Raw genomic sequence first — 14,946 nt, forward strand, 5'->3', positions numbered from 1 at the left:
GGAGCGTCATGGCCAACTCTTCCCGAGCACCCGGACGGTCGAGGCGACTGCGCGCCGCGCTCGTCGTTTCCGCCGCCGTCGGCCTGCTCGCCACCGCGGGCGCCGTGGTCCTGCCCGGCAGCGCCAGCGCCGCGAGCACCCTCGGTGCCTCTGCGGCCGAGCGAGGTCGTTACTTCGGCACCGCCGTCGCGGTGAGCCGGCTCAATGACTCGGCGTACACGACCATCTTGAACCGTGAGTTCAACCAGGTAACCGCCGAGAACGAGATGAAGATCGACGCGCTCCAGCCGAACCAGGGCCAGTTCAACTACGGCAACGCCGACCGGCTCGTCCAGCACGCTCGCAGCCAGGGCATGCTGGTCCGCGGGCACACCCTGGCCTGGCACTCGCAGCAGCCCGGCTGGATGCAGAACATGTCCGGCACCACGCTGCGCAACGCCATGCTCAACCACGTCACCCAGGTCGCCACTCACTTCCGGGGTCAGATCGAGTGGTGGGACGTGGTGAACGAGGCGTTCGCCGACGGCGGCAGCGGCGCCCGGCGTGACTCGAACCTCCAACGCACCGGCAACGACTGGATCGAGGCGGCCTTCCGCGCCGCTCGGCAGGCCGATCCGAACGCCGACCTGTGCTACAACGACTACAACATCGACAACTGGAGCGACGCCAAGACCCAGGCCGTCTACCGGATGGTCCAGGACTTCAAGAGCCGTGGCGTGCCGATCGACTGCGTCGGCCTGCAGTCGCACTTCACCGGCGGCTCGAACTACCCCAGCAACTACCGCACCACGCTGTCCAGCTTCGCCGCTCTCGGCGTCGACGTGCACATCACCGAGCTGGACATCCGCAACGCCCCGTCCGATGCGTACCGCAACGTGGTGAACGACTGCCTCGCCGTCGCGCGCTGCAAGGGCATCACCGTCTGGGGCATCCGCGACTCCGACTCGTGGCGCTCCAGCGAGAACCCGCTGCTGTTCAACGGCAGTGGCCAGAAGAAGCCGGCGTACGACGCCGTGCTCGCCGCGCTGAACAACGGCACCACGCCGCCCACCGGCAACCCCACCACTCCGCCGCCCACCGGCAACCCGACCACTCCGCCGCCCGGTGGTGGCTGCACCGCCACGGTGACCCCCGGCCAGGTCTGGGGTGACCGCTACAACACCTCCGTGACGGTAAGCGGTGCCAGCACCTGGTCGGTGGTCGTCGCCATCACCCCGCCGCAGCGGATCTCCTCCACCTGGAGCGGCAGCCCCACCTGGGACAGCAGCGGCAACGTGATGACGATGCGCTCCAACGGCAGCGGCAACACGTTCGGCTTCACCACGATGATGAACGGCAACTCCAGCGCCCGACCGCAGATCAGGTCCTGCACCGCAGGCTGACCGAGTCGAGCCGGACCGGCCGTGCGGGGCAAGCCCCGCACGGCCGGTGTTCGTTCGTCGGGGCGAGGGTCGTCGCGGTGTCCGTTCGGCCGAGCCGGCAGCAGGTTGGATAGAAGAACATCATTGACCGTTACGGTTAACACTCTTTAAGATTTGGCTGCCTCGAGGAACCCAGCACCCGTACGCCACGGCCGGTCATCGGCGGCTCCACAACGACCGGCCGTGGCGGCACGGCACCCTCACCTGCCACGGGAAGGTCCTCGATGTCCTCACCACGTCCCCGGCCGCGCTCGGCCCTCGCCGCCGGTCTGCTCGCGCTGGTCACCGCTGGTGCCACGCTCGCCGTCACCCCGACCGCCGCGCAGGCGGTGGTGCTGCCGAACAACTTCAAGAGCGTGGGCTACCTGCCGTCCTGGACCGGCAACGTCAACTCGGTCCAGTACACCAAGCTCACCCACATCAACTACGCGTTCGTGCTGCCGAACAGCAACGGCACCCTGCGCGCCGTGGAGAACCCGAGCAAGCTCAGCTCGCTGGTGTCGCTGGCTCGGGCGAACAACGTCAAGGTCTCCATCGCCATCGGCGGCTGGAACGACGGCGACGACTCCGCCTTCGAGGCGCTCGCGGCCAACGCCGGCACCCGCACGACGTTCGTCAACAGCGTGGTCAGCTTCGTCAACCAGTACGGCCTCGACGGCGTCGACATGGACTGGGAGTACCCGGACCCGGGTGCCTCGGCCAACAACTTCACCCTGCTGATGCAGCAGTTGAGCAACGCACTGCGCCCACAGGGCAAGCTGCTCACCGCGGCGGTGGTGGCGGAGGGCTACTACCGCGACGGCGTGCCGACGTCGGTCTTCAACTACGTGGATTTCCTCAACATCATGGCGTACGACGGTGGTAGTCCCCACGCCAACTACGACTGGTCGATCAACGCGGTGAACGGTTGGAAGGCTCGCGGCCTGCCGGCCAGCAAGGCGATCCTCGGGGTGCCGTTCTACAGCCGGCCGGGCTACTACACGTACACCCAGTTGGTCGGCATGGACCCGGCCAACGCCAATCGGGACTGCACCACCGTCGGCGGCGCTCAGCAGTGCTACAACGGCGTACCGACGGTCAAGCGCAAGACCCAGTGGACGATGGCCAACGCCGGCGGCATGATGAACTGGGAACTGACCCAGGACACCGGTGGCGCGACGTCGCTGGTCAGTGCGATCTACGACACCGTGATGGGTGGTTCCCCGCCGCCGACCGGTCGGACCGGCCAGATCACCGGCATCGCCGGGAAGTGTGTCGACGTCGCCGCCGCGGCCACCGCCAACGGGACCGCCATCCAGCTCTACACCTGCAACGGCACCAACGCGCAGCGGTGGACCGTGGCCACCGACGGCACCCTGCGGGCCCTTGGCAAATGCCTGGACGTGACCAGCGCCGGCACCGCCAACGGCACCCCGATCCAGCTCTGGGAGTGCAACGGCACCGGCGCCCAGGTCTGGCAGGCCCAGTCCAACGGTACGCTGCGCAACCCGGCGTCGAACAGGTGCCTCGACGCCACCGGCAACAGCTCCGCCGACGGCACCCGGCTCCAGATCTGGGACTGCTTCGGCGGCGCCAACCAGGTCTGGCGCCTACCGGCCTGAGCTGTCGTCTCGTCCCGCCGCTCGGGCACCCCTGTGGGGGCAGGGGCGGCGGGACGAGACGACAACCTCCCTGTATTGCGGTTTGGATGCCCGTGACGGCGGGGAGGGCGGACGGGGGTCGGCCTACGTGGTCAGCATGCTCCGGGCCTGGGCGAGTCCACCGACCAGTTCCCGTAGCGCCGCGACGATCGCCGCTTCGAGTCCCGGGCTCAGCCGGCTGACCGGCACCGAGACGCTCACCGCGTCGAGCGCCGGGCGGGCCAGCGGTACGGCCATCGCGACGCAGCGGATGCCCTCGGCGTTCTCCTCCCGGTCGACGGCGTGCCCGCTGGTCCGCACCATCGCCAGGGCGGCGTGCAGGGCCTCGCGGTCGGTGACCGTGTGCGGCGTGAGCCGGGCCAGCGGCCAGGTCAGCGTTCGATCGACATCGGTGTCCGGGTGCTCGGCCAGCAGGGCCTTGCCCAGTGCGGTGGCGTGCGCCGGCAGCCGGCGGCCGATCGCGCTGTAGAGCCGTAGGCGGTGCACCGACTCCCGTTTCGCGAGGTAGACGACCTGGTCGCCGTCGAGCCGACCGAGGTGCACGGCTTCGCCGAAGCGACGGGACAACTCGTCCAGCACGCCGGACAGCAGGCCTACCTGGTCGTCCCCGTCCAGGTAGGCGGCGCCGACCCGCAGTGCGCGCAGGCCGAGTCGGAACCGGGTGCCGCTCTCGTCGGTCTGGACCCAGCCGCGGCCGACGAGCGTGCGCAGCAGGCCGTGCAGGCTGCTCTTCGGGATGGCGAGGGCCCGGGCCAGGTCGCCCAGAGCCCAGGTCTGCGGCTGATCGGCGAGCAGTTCGAGCAGGTCGAGGGTGCGCCCGGCCGACTTCACGGGCTGGAAGTCCTCAGGCGCGGTGGACACGGGGCCACTCTAGCGAAGGGCGCACCCCTCCAGTAAGGTCACGTACGTGACCAACGTTCATGCTTTTGAACAGTTGCCGATCGGCCGGGTGTTGCCGGTGGTGGTGCTCGACGAGGCGCGGCACGCCGACCCGCTCGGTGACGCCCTGGTCGAGGGGGGCCTGACCGCCGTCGAGGTGACCTTGCGTACCGCCGCCGGGCTGGACGCCATCGCGGCGCTCGCCGCCCGTGGTGACCTGACCGTCGGGGCCGGCACGGTGCTCACCGTCGAGCAGGCCGAGCGGGCGGTCGGGGCCGGTGCCCGGTTCGTGGTGACGCCCGGCTTCGCGCCGGCCGTGGTCCACGCCTGCCAACGGGCCGGCGTGCCGGTGGTGCCCGGTGCGGCCACCGCCACCGAAATCCAGATGGCCCTCGACACCGGTCTGAACGTGGTCAAGTTCTTCCCCGCCCAGCAACTCGGCGGGGCGGGCATGATCAAGGCTCTCGCGGCACCGTTCCGCGACGTCCGCTTCATTCCCACCGGCGGGATCACCGCCGCGGTGATCGCCGACTACCTGGCCCTGCCGGCGGTCCTGGCGGTCGGAGCAAGCTGGATGGTCGCGGCCGACCTGATCGCCGGTGAGCAGTGGGACGAGATCACCGCCCGCACCCGGGAGGCGCTGGCCGTCGCAGGAGGTGCGGTGTGAGCGTGGTGAACCCTAGGCCGAAGGCCGACTGCCGCTACGACCTGGTCTCGCTCGGCGAGGTGATGCTGCGGCTCGATCCCGGTGAGGGCCGGGTCCGCACCGCCCGCCAGTTCCGGGTCTGGGAGGGCGGCGGCGAGTACAACGTCGCCCGGGGCCTGCGCCGCTGCTTCGGTCTGCGGACCGCGGTCGTCACCGCGTTCGCCCGCAACGAGGTCGGCCTGCTGCTGGAGGACCTGATCCTCCAGGGCGGCGTCGACACCAGCCTGATCAGCTGGCTGCCGTACGACGGGATCGGCCGTACCGTCCGCAACGGACTGAACTTCACCGAGCGTGGGTTCGGCGTGCGCGGCGCGGTCGGCACCTCCGACCGGGGCCACTCCGCCGCCAGCCAGCTCAAGCCGGACGACGTCGACTGGGATCACCTCTTCGGCACGCTCGGGGTGCGCTGGCTGCACACCGGCGGCATCTACGCCGCCCTGTCGGAGACGGCCGCGCGGACCGCCGAGGCCGCGATGACCGCCGCCCGTCGGCACGGCACCCTCGTGTCGTACGACCTGAACTACCGCCCGAGCCTCTGGAAGGCCGTCGGCGGCCAGGACCGCGCGCAGGAGGTGAACACCCGACTCGCCGGCCTGGTGGACGTGATGATCGGCAATGAGGAGGACTTCACCGCCTGCCTGGGGTTCCCGGTGCCGGACACCGACATCCACAGCGGGGCGCTGGACGCCGGCAACTTCAAGGCGATGATCGAGGCGGTGGTGCAGGCGTACCCCAACTTCAAGGTGGTGGCGACCACCCTGCGCGGGGTACGCAGCGCGACCGTGAACGACTGGGGTGCGGTGGCCTGGGCTGGCGGCGCGTTCGCCGAGGCCACCCACCGACCCGGCCTGGAGATCCTGGACCGGGTCGGCGGCGGCGACAGCTTCGCCTCCGGGCTGATCTACGGCCTGCTCGAACGCGACGGCGACCTGGCGCTCGCGGTGGAGTACGGCGCCGCGCACGGCGCGCTGGCCATGACCACTCCGGGCGACACGTCCATGGCCAGCCTGGCCGAGGTGGAGGCGTTGATGGGCGGCGCCGGCGCCCGCGTGCAACGCTGACCCCGGCTGGACCGATCCGCTCCGCCCGGCGACGCGACCGGCTCGTCGCGGAGGATTGTCAGAATTGGCCGCTATCCTCACGCGTCGTGACCGCACAGCTGAACGAGATGCCGCCTGACCTGCTGGAGTTGTTCGTGGACGCCGCGGCGCGCCCCCGGACGTTGTCCGTGCCGCTGCCGCCCGGCCGGACCATCCGCGGCGACGGGGGTGACGCCGACCGGCCCACGCTGTGGCTCAGCGACGACCCGGCTCCGGCCGCGCTGTGGTCGCGGTTGCACGCGGCGCACCCGCAGTCGGGGTTGTGGCCGTTGCTGTTCGACGGCTACGACGGTGAGCCGACGCGACCCTGGGACGATGGCGAGTTCTGGCCCGAGCGTGGGTCGTCGCCGACCGAGCACGATCCGGAGCGGCTGCTCTCCGGCTGGTGGGCCAGCCAGACGACCCCCTACGACGGCGACGACCAGCTGTCCAACGACCGGCGGATCGCCGTGACCGCCCCGTACGGGCGGGACTGGCCGGGTTTGGCACCTCCCGGTGAGCCGTGGACGACGCCGGAGCGGCACGCGGACCACTGGGCCGAGCAGTTGTCGCTTGCCCAACCGGCGATGCGTCTCGGCCTGGTCCCCGCCGAGCTGGGCAGCGACGCCCTGGCCGTCCTCGGCTGGCTGGGCGCGGTGAACCACACCAACGATCCCGGCCGGTTGTCGGCCGTGCTGCGCAGCTGGGAGGACCGGTTCGGGGTCCGGGTGATCGGGGTCGGCTTCGCCGAGCTGTATCTCAGCGTCGCGGCGCCTCCGAAGGAGACCAGCGAGGCGTTGCGGGTGGCCGCCGAGCACTTCGCCTTCTGCCCCGACAACGTGTGGCAGGGGCAGCGGCCGTGCACCCTGGCCGCCTACGCCGAGCGAATCGTCGACGCGCCGACCTGGGCGTTCTGGTGGGACTGACCCGGGTGGCCCTCAGTGGGCGGGGTCGCCCTGAGCTGGCAGCGTGAGCGTCACCAGGAAGGCCGCGTGGTCGGTCGTGCGTTCCATGCTCACCGATCTGGTGGATTCGATCTTCAGGTCCGCCGTGGCCATGAACTGCTGCACCCCGCCGTCGTGCCGGTGGCGGTAGTCCTCCGGTACGCAGGACCGCACGTCGGGCGTGCCACCCTGCCGCAGGTTGAGGTCGCCGCTGACCACCGTGGGCCGGTAGCGGCCGTCGGCGTGCAGCTGCGGGATCGCCATGCCGACCAGGTGCGCGCACTGGGCCAGGGCCAGGGTCGAGCTGGTGTACGCCAGGTGGGTGGTGCAGGCGAAGAAGAGGGCGCGGGCCTCGACGCAGAGCCAGGCCCGCTGCTCGGGGTCGGCCGGATCCTGGGCCGGGTAGATTCCGGCGTGCACCTCGTGCTCGCCGGCCGGCGCCGCGATGTGCGTCAGCACCCCGACACCGTACTGCTGCCCGTTGACGCAGCGGTACGGCTCACCGGTGCGGCCGTTTCGCGCCGGCTGGAAGGCGGCCACCACCGTGCCGGCGTGCACGTCTGTCAGCACCCGTTCCAAGGTGTCCATGTCACCGGAGCAGATCTCGTTGAGGGTGACGACGTCGGGGGCCTCAGCCCGGATCACCTCGGCGGCCCGGGCCACCGAGCGGCCGGTGTAGCAGCCGGTGGCCATGCCGCTGTTGCACAGGTTCAGCTGGAGCACCCGCAGTGGTGCCGACGCGACCGGTGCGACGACCGAGCAGCCGGCCAACAGCACGGCGATCGAGACCAGGGCGACGGCGGCCACCAGCGGTCGGGAAGATGTCGGACGAGAAAGCATGCACCAGCCCTGGGCTCGCGGAGGGGCTGAAAGTGTATCCGTACCGGCGGGCGGCGGGCGGCGGGCGGCGGGTCGGGGTCAGGTCCGCAACGGGTACGGGATGAAGGTGCTGCGGTTCTCGTCCACGTCCAGTTGCCGGCTGATCGGCGGGGCGGCCCGCTGCGGGCAGGTCATCCGCTCGCAGGTCTTGCAGCCCGGCCCGATCGGGGTCGCCGCCTCGGCCGCGTGCAGATCCATCCCGGTGGAGTAGACCAGCCGGCTGGCGTGCCGCACCTCGCAGCCCAGCCCGATGGCGTACACCTTGCCGGGTTGGCCGTAGCCGCCGTGGTGGCGGGTGATGGTGCGGGCGATCCACAGGTAGCGCTGCCCGTCCGGCATGGCGGCGACCTGGGTGACCACCCGCCCTGGCGCGCCGAACGCCTCGTACACCGTCCACAACGGGCAGGTGCCGCCGGTGCGCGAGAATGGGAAGCCGGTGGCCGACTGGCGTTTCGACATGTTGCCGGCCCGGTCGACCCGGACGAAGGAGAACGGCACGCCGCGCGCCCGGGGCCGCTGCAACGTGCTGAGCCGGTGGCAGACCGTCTCCCATCCCATCGCGTAGTGCTGGGTGAGCAGGTCGATGTCGTACCGACGCTGCTCGGCGGCCGCCAGGAAGTGTTCGTACGGAAGGATCAGCGCCGCCGCGAAGTAGTTGGCCAGGCCGACCCGGGTGAGGATCTGGGTCTGCACGTCGTCGAACTCCTCCGACTCGACGATCTCGTCGATGACGTCGGCGAACTCCAGCAGCGCGATCTGGGCCGCCATCCGCATCGCCTCCTGCCCGGCGCGCAGCGACGTGGACAGGTGCAGGGTGCGGGTCTGCGGGCGGTACCGGTGCAGCTCGCCACCGAGCGCGGCGGCGTCCTCGCGGGTGACGTGCACGCCGTGCCGTTGCGCCAGCCGGTCGCGGAGCAGGGCGCGGACCTCGCCGCGACGCAGCGCCATCCGCCCGGCCAGCCGCTCGGCCTCCTCGTCGAGATCCGGTACATAGTTCTGCCGCCGGTAGAAGAACTCGGTGACCTGGTCGTGCGGGCTACGACCGATCCGCTCGCGGTCGCCGACCAGTTCGGCGAGCTGCTCGTCGGCCTGCTGGTAGCGACGGTGCAGCTCGATGACCGCCGCGGCGACCTCCGGCAGCCGGTTGGCCAGTTCGGTGAGTTCGGTCAGCCCGGCGCGTCCGGGCAGCGCCTCACGCAGTCCGGCGACCAGCCGAGGGGTGTCGTGCGCGGCGAACACTGTCGGGTCGACGCCGAACAGTTCGGTGATGCGCAGCAGCACCGGGACGGTCAGCGGCCGGTTGTCGTGCTCGATCTGGTTGAGATAGCTCGGCGAGATGCTGAGGTGCCGGGCCAGCTCCGTCTGACTCAGCCCACGCTCCTCGCGCATCCGGCGTAGCCGGGCCCCGGCGAAGGTCCTGGCGACGGCCCTCACCTCCCTGATCCGGCGACCTGATCGGGCCACATTAGCACTGCTGCGAATAGGCGCATTCACAACTTTGCAGAATCGCCCGTCGACTTTCCAATAATTGGCTTTTTCCGTCCCTCGACCACCTCCTGCGGGCCGTGTGACCGTGGGCAGCACACCCGGCGACCCGGCGTCTCGCGCAGCGTCACCAGGTGACGACGGAATTCGAAGGGAATGAGCAACGATGGTTACCGCGGTCGAGCAGTTGCAGCACGAATGGGACACCAACCCCCGCTGGCGCGGTGTGCGGCGCAGCTATCGCGCTGAGGACGTGGTGCGGTTGCGTGGCGCGATCCAGGAGGAACACACCCTGGCCCGGCACGGCGCGAACCGGCTGTGGCGCCTGCTGAACAGCGAGGACTACATCCACGCGCTCGGCGCCCTCACCGGCAACCAGGCCGTGCAGATGGTCCGGGCCGGGCTCAAGGCGATCTACCTCTCCGGCTGGCAGGTGGCCGCCGACGCGAACCTGGCCGGGCACACCTACCCCGACCAGAGCCTCTACCCGGCCAACTCGGTGCCCGCGGTGGTGCGTCGGATCAACAACGCCCTGCTGCGCGCCGCGCAGATCACCACCGCCGAGGGGGACACCTCCGGCATCGACTGGTTGGCGCCGATCGTCGCCGACGCCGAGGCCGGCTTCGGCGGCGTGCTCAACGCGTACGAGTTGATGAACGCGATGATCGCGGCCGGCGCCGCCGGGGTGCACTGGGAGGACCAACTCGCCAGCGAGAAGAAGTGCGGTCACCTCGGCGGCAAGGTGCTGATCCCCACCGGCCAGCACATCCGCACCCTGGAGGCGGCACGGTTGGCCGCCGACGTGGCGGGCGTGCCGTCGGTCGTCATCGCCCGCACCGACGCCCAGGCCGCCACGCTGCTCACCACCGACGTCGACGAGCGGGACCAGCCGTTCGTCACCGGCGAGCGCACCGCGGAGGGCTTCTACCGGGTCCGCAACGGCGTCGAGCCGTGCATCGCCCGCGGCCTGGCGTACGCGCCGCACGCCGACCTGCTCTGGATGGAGACCAGCACGCCGGACCTGGAGGTCGCCCGGCGCTTCGCCGAGGCGATCAAGGAGCAGTACCCGGACCAGTTGCTCGCCTACAACTGCTCGCCGTCGTTCAACTGGCGCAAGCACCTCGACGACGCGACCATCGCCAAGTTCCAGCGGGAGCTCGGCCACATGGGATACAAGTTCCAGTTCATCACCCTGGCCGGCTTCCACGCCCTCAACTACTCGATGTTCGACCTGGCCCGGGGCTACGCGGCCGACGGCATGTCGGCGTACGTTTCGCTCCAGGAGCGGGAGTTCGCGGCCGAGCCGGCCGGCTACACCGCGGTCAAGCACCAGCGCGAGGTGGGTACCGGTTACTTCGACCTGATCAGCACGGTGCTCAACCCGGCCGCCGAGACCACCGCGCTGCGTGGCTCCACGGAGGAGGAGCAGTTCGCATGAGATACGAGATCATCGGCCCGATGGCCGAACGCTTCGACGAGGTCCTCACCGGCGAGGCGTTGGACTTCCTGGTCGCGCTGGACAGCGAGTTCGCGGCTCGCCGGGTGGCCCTGCTGGACACCCGCCGCGCCCGCCGCGACCGCTACGCCACCGGCCAGCTGCCCGACTTCCTGCCGGAGACCGCCGCGGTCCGCGACGACCCGACCTGGCGGGTGGCAGCGCCCGCGCCCGGTCTGGAGGACCGGCGAGTCGAGATCACCGGGCCACCGGACCGCAAGATGACCATCAACGCGTTGAACTCCGGCGCCAAGGTGTGGCTCGCCGACTTCGAGGACGCCACCGCGCCGACCTGGCACAACGTCGTCGGCGGTCAGCTCAACCTGATCGACGCACTGGACCGCCGGATCGACTTCACCGACGCGCGTGGCAAGCGGTACGCGCTCGGCGGGGAGTTGGCCACGATCGTGGTCCGGCCGCGTGGTTGGCACCTGGTGGAGAAGGGGATCGTGGTGGACGGGCGGCCGATCTCGGCCAGCCTGGTCGACTTCGGGCTGTACCTGTTCCACTGCGCCCGCCGGCAGCTCGACGCCGGCAAGGGCCCGTACTTCTACCTGCCGAAGCTGGAGAGCCACCGCGAGGCGCGGCTGTGGAACGACATCTTCGTCTTCGCCCAGCGCTACCTCGGGCTGCCGCAGGGCACCATCCGTGCCACCACGCTGATCGAGACGATCACCGCCGCGTTCGAGATGGAGGAGATCCTCTACGAGCTGCGCGAGCACTCGGCGGGCCTGAACGCCGGGCGGTGGGACTACATCTTCAGCATCATCAAGAACTTCGGTCAGTGGCCGGACTTCGTCCTGCCGGACCGTGCCGAGGTGACGATGACCGTGCCGTTCATGCGCGCGTACACCGAGCTGTTGGTGCGGACCTGCCACCGGCGCGGCGCGCACGCGATCGGCGGGATGGCCGCCTTCGTTCCGGCCCGCGACCCGCAGGTCAACGAGAACGCGTTGCGCAAGGTGCGGGCGGACAAGCAGCGCGAGGCCGGCGACGGCTTCGACGGTTCCTGGGTGGCCCACCCCGGCCTGGTGGCGACCTGCCGGGAGGTCTTCGACGGGGTGCTGGACGACCGCCCGAACCAGCTGGACCGGCGCCGTGACGAGGTGACGGTCACCGCCGCCGAGCTGCTCTCGGTGGACAAGACGCCGGGACAGGTCACCGAGGCGGGGGTGCGGGCCAACGTCGCGGTGGCGCTGCGCTACATCGACGCCTGGCTCGGCGGTGCGGGCGCGGTGGCGCTGTGGAACCTGATGGAGGACGCGGCCACCGCCGAGATCGCCCGCTGCCAGTTGTGGCAGTGGCTGCACCACGGCACCCCGCTGGCCGGCGGGGGGTCGGTGACCGAGGAACTGGTCCGCTCGATGCTCGCCGAGGAGCTGGCCACGGTGACCGAGGGGCGCGCGGAGGCGGAGCGGGAACGCGCCGAGCAGGCCGCCCGGATCGTCGAGGAGACCGCCCTCGGCGAGGACCTGCCGTCGTTCTTCACCACCAGCGCGTACGCCCGGCACCTGAGGCCCACCCGGGAGCCGGCCCTGGCAGCTGTCTAGGTCTGGGTCACGGTCCCTGGCTGGCTGTGGGCCGGCCGGGGACCGCGACGGGCATCCGGCCGGCAGCAGCCGCGCGCCGGCCGTTCACCATCCGTATCCGCCTCCCGCCCACCTACCTCCACCCCGCCTGCTTTGCTCTGCTTCAACATACGCATCGATTACCCGACGTGACTGATCGTCGAGCCGGGCGACTACGTCCGCTTGGAGTTCGCCCAGCTCAGCCGCTGCTGCGTTGGTTGAAGCAGAGCAAAGTACGGAGAGGGGAAGTGGCCGGGTCCGCGTGGCTGTCACGCCGAGTGATTGTTCCGGATCGCGCCCGCTGTCACTGAGGGTGAGATGTCAGCCGTCGATCCGGGTGATGTTGCGGATCTTGTTGGACGCGTCCAGGGCGGCCACCTTGTACGCCTCGGCGAGCGTCGGGTAGTTGAACACCGTGTCGACCAGATATTCCACCGTGCCACCGCAGCCCATCACCGTCTGCCCGATGTGGACGATCTCGGTGGCGCCGGTGCCGAAGACGTGCACGCCGAGCAACCGGCCGTCCCCCGGCGAGACGAGCAGCTTCAACATGCCGTACGAGTCACCCACGATCTGGCCGCGCGCCAGCTCGCGGTAGCGGGCGATGCCCACTTCGAACGGCGTCGCGCTGTCGGTCAGCTCCTCCTCGGTCTTCCCGACGAAGCTGATCTCCGGGATGGTGTAGATGCCGATCGGCTGCAACTCGTGCATCGGGCGGTCCGGCTCACCGCAGGCGTGCTGCGCGGCCAACCGTCCCTGCTCCATGGAAGTCGAGGCCAGCGCCGGGAAACCGATCACGTCGCCGACGGCGTAGATGTTCGCCACCGCGGTGCGGTAGTTCGCGTCGACCTCGATGCGACCTCGCCGGTCCGCGGTCAATCCGGCCGCGGCCAGATCCAGCCCGTCGGTCTGGCCCTGCCGGCCGGCCGAGTACATGACGGTGTCCGCAACGATCTTCTTGCCGCTCTTGAGGACGCAGAGCGCAGCGGTCTGGTGCTTCTCGACCGAGGCCACCTCCTCGCCGAAGCGGAACGTGACGGACAGGTCCCGCAGGTGGTACTTCAGCGACTCGACGACCTCCTCGTCGCAGAAGTCGAGCATCCGCTCGCGGCGCTCCACCACGGTGACCTTCGTGCCCAGCGCGGCGAACATCGAGGCGTACTCCATGCCGATCACGCCCGCGCCGACCACGACCATGCTGCGGGGCACGGCCTGGAGGTTGATGACGCCATCGGAGTCCACGATGGTCCGGTCGTCGAAGTCGACGCTGTCGGGGCGGGCCGGCCGGGTGCCGGCGGCGATGATGGCCTTGTCGAAGGTGACCTTGGACTCGCGTCCGGAGTCGCCGTCCACCCAGACCGCGTGGTCGTCGGCGAACCGTCCCGTACCAGTGATGATCGCGACCCGGTTGCGAGCCAGTTGGTTGCGGATGACATCGGTCTGCCGGTTGATGACGTGCTGGGTCCGGGCGGCCAGATCGCTCACCGTGATCTCGTCCTTGACCCGGTAGCTGCTGCCGTAGAGGTCTCGCTGGCTGAGGCCGGTCAGGTAGAGCACGGCCTCACGCAGGGTCTTGGACGGCACGGTGCCGGTGTTTATGCACACCCCGCCGAGCATGTCGCGCCGCTCCACCAGACCGACCCGCCGGCCCAGCTTCGCGGCGGCGATGGCGGCCTTCTGACCGCTGGGCCCGGAGCCCAGCACCAACAGGTCGTAGTCATACACGATCACCAGCGTCGCAAGATGTCGCGGCCGGCGCCAGACCTGTCGGGTAGGCGGCAGGTGACGTTAACCAGGTTGGAACAAAGGCGGTGAGCCGCCGGGCACGACGCGAGTCGGCCCGGCAGCGCGGGGCCTCAGGCGTGGGGGACGGCCCCGGCCAGCGCGGCTGGCCCCATGCGGAAGTCCGGGTCGATCTGGGTGGTGAGGTCGACTCCGGCGCGGTCGTTGGCCCACGCCTCGGCGTTGCGGCGGTGGAACTCGTGGGCCCACCGGGTGAACGCCGCCCAGTCCTGCGTGGTGCCGTCGACAGCCTCGACCATCCGGTCCAGCACGGCCCGGTTGGCGTCCTCGAGGTCGTGCAGCGGGCCGACCGTGCCACGCTCGGCGCGGCGCACATATGCCGAGCGGCTCATCCAGGTCAGCAGGTCCGCGCCGACGTGCTCGCGGAGGAAGTCCACATCGGTGGCATCCTCGACCTTGTTGCCGATCACCGACAGGGCCACCCCGTAGTCACGCGCGTAGCCGGCGTACTGGCGGTAGACACTGACGCTGCGCACGGTCGGTTCGCAGACCAGGAAGGTGTGATCGAAGCGGGTGAACAGCCCCGAGGCGAACGAGTCGGCACCGGCGGTCATGTCCACCACGACGTACTCGCCGGGCCCGTCGAGCAGATGGTTCAGCAGCAACTCCACCGCGCCGACCTTCGAGTGGTAGCAGGCCACTCCCAGATCCTCGGCACTGAACTCGCCGGTCGACGCCAGCCGTACGCCGCCGACGGTGCCGACGCACTCCGCGTAGATCGGGTTCTCCTCCGTCACCCGCAGCAGTCGCGAGCCTCGTCCCGGTGGAGTCGTCTTGACCATCTGAGCAGCCGAGCCGATGCGCGGGTTGCCGCCGCGCAGGTACTCCTTGATCGCCGGCAGGTGCTCACTCAACGGGCGCTTCGTGCCCGCCGCCGCTGCCGGACCGGCGAGGGCCACCGCGAGGTGCTGGTTGATGTCGGCGTCGATGGCCAGCACCGGGTGGCCCTCGGCGGCGAGATGGCGGGCGTGGAGCGCGGCGAGAGTGGTCTTGCCACTGCCGCCCTTGCCGACAAAGGCGATCTTCATCGACACCCCTCCACCCAGC

The 14,946-nt window shown here is 70.3% G+C and carries 12 protein-coding genes; 7 read left to right on the forward strand and 5 right to left on the reverse strand.

Annotated features, from left to right (window positions below; genetic code table 11):
* Positions 1-8 precede the first annotated feature (8 nt).
* Positions 9-1,382, forward strand: coding sequence for an endo-1,4-beta-xylanase (locus O7601_RS20050; protein ID WP_281562627.1), 1,374 nt, complete (start codon positions 9-11; stop codon positions 1,380-1,382).
* Between the two features lie 263 nt (positions 1,383-1,645).
* A complete protein-coding gene (locus O7601_RS20055; RefSeq protein WP_281562628.1) occupies positions 1,646-3,022 on the forward strand; it encodes a glycosyl hydrolase family 18 protein in 1,377 nt (458 codons plus the stop codon).
* A 123-nt stretch (positions 3,023-3,145) separates the two neighbouring features.
* On the opposite strand, the gene O7601_RS20060 is transcribed toward O7601_RS20055, so the two are convergent.
* On the reverse strand, positions 3,146-3,922 hold the full coding sequence (locus tag O7601_RS20060; RefSeq protein WP_281562629.1) for an IclR family transcriptional regulator: 777 nt from the start codon (positions 3,920-3,922) through the stop codon (positions 3,146-3,148).
* Between the two features lie 46 nt (positions 3,923-3,968).
* On the opposite strand from O7601_RS20060, the gene eda reads away from it, so the two are divergent.
* The 3 genes from eda to O7601_RS20075 all read left to right on the forward strand — a co-directional run bounded on the left by eda (position 3,969) and on the right by O7601_RS20075 (position 6,651).
* Entirely contained in the window at positions 3,969-4,607 is a 639-nt protein-coding gene (eda, locus tag O7601_RS20065) for a bifunctional 4-hydroxy-2-oxoglutarate aldolase/2-dehydro-3-deoxy-phosphogluconate aldolase (protein ID WP_281562630.1), read from the forward strand.
* A 2-nt stretch (positions 4,608-4,609) separates the two neighbouring features.
* Positions 4,610-5,707 carry a sugar kinase gene (locus O7601_RS20070; RefSeq protein WP_281562631.1) on the forward strand — a complete coding sequence of 366 codons (1,098 nt, stop codon included), beginning with the start codon at positions 4,610-4,612 and terminating at the stop codon, positions 5,705-5,707.
* Between the two features lie 86 nt (positions 5,708-5,793).
* Positions 5,794-6,651: a DUF4253 domain-containing protein gene (locus O7601_RS20075; protein WP_281562632.1), complete on the forward strand. Its 858-nt coding sequence runs from the start codon at positions 5,794-5,796 to the stop codon at positions 6,649-6,651.
* 12 nt (positions 6,652-6,663) lie between these two features.
* On the opposite strand, the gene O7601_RS20080 is transcribed toward O7601_RS20075, so the two are convergent.
* Both O7601_RS20080 and O7601_RS20085 read right to left on the reverse strand, forming a co-directional pair.
* Positions 6,664-7,509 carry an endonuclease/exonuclease/phosphatase family protein gene (locus tag O7601_RS20080; protein WP_281562633.1) on the reverse strand — a complete coding sequence of 282 codons (846 nt, stop codon included), beginning with the start codon at positions 7,507-7,509 and terminating at the stop codon, positions 6,664-6,666.
* A gap of 78 nt (positions 7,510-7,587) precedes the next feature.
* On the reverse strand, positions 7,588-8,982 hold the full coding sequence (locus O7601_RS20085) for a short-chain fatty acyl-CoA regulator family protein (RefSeq protein WP_281562634.1): 1,395 nt from the start codon (positions 8,980-8,982) through the stop codon (positions 7,588-7,590).
* 217 nt (positions 8,983-9,199) lie between these two features.
* Here O7601_RS20085 and aceA point away from each other — a divergent pair, with 217 nt between their 5' ends.
* Together aceA and aceB are read left to right on the forward strand one after the other, a co-directional pair.
* Positions 9,200-10,471: an isocitrate lyase gene (gene aceA / locus O7601_RS20090; RefSeq protein WP_281562635.1), complete on the forward strand. Its 1,272-nt coding sequence runs from the start codon at positions 9,200-9,202 to the stop codon at positions 10,469-10,471.
* The gene (aceB, locus tag O7601_RS20095) at positions 10,468-12,078 is read left to right on the forward strand and encodes a malate synthase A (protein WP_281562636.1); all 1,611 of its coding nucleotides are present in this window, start codon (positions 10,468-10,470) and stop codon (positions 12,076-12,078) included. The genes aceA and aceB overlap by 4 nt, the downstream gene beginning before the upstream one ends.
* Positions 12,079-12,417: 339 nt before the next feature.
* Here the strand turns inward: aceB and sthA are convergent, their stop codons facing one another.
* On the reverse strand, positions 12,418-13,821 hold the full coding sequence (gene sthA / locus O7601_RS20100) for a Si-specific NAD(P)(+) transhydrogenase (protein ID WP_281562637.1): 1,404 nt from the start codon (positions 13,819-13,821) through the stop codon (positions 12,418-12,420).
* A gap of 131 nt (positions 13,822-13,952) precedes the next feature.
* A complete protein-coding gene (locus O7601_RS20105; RefSeq protein WP_281562638.1) occupies positions 13,953-14,927 on the reverse strand; it encodes an ATP-binding protein in 975 nt (324 codons plus the stop codon).
* Positions 14,928-14,946: the final 19 nt, after the last annotated feature.

The organism is Verrucosispora sp. WMMD573, from assembly GCF_027497175.1.
In the GTDB taxonomy this organism is placed as follows: Bacteria; Actinomycetota; Actinomycetes; order Mycobacteriales; family Micromonosporaceae; genus Micromonospora.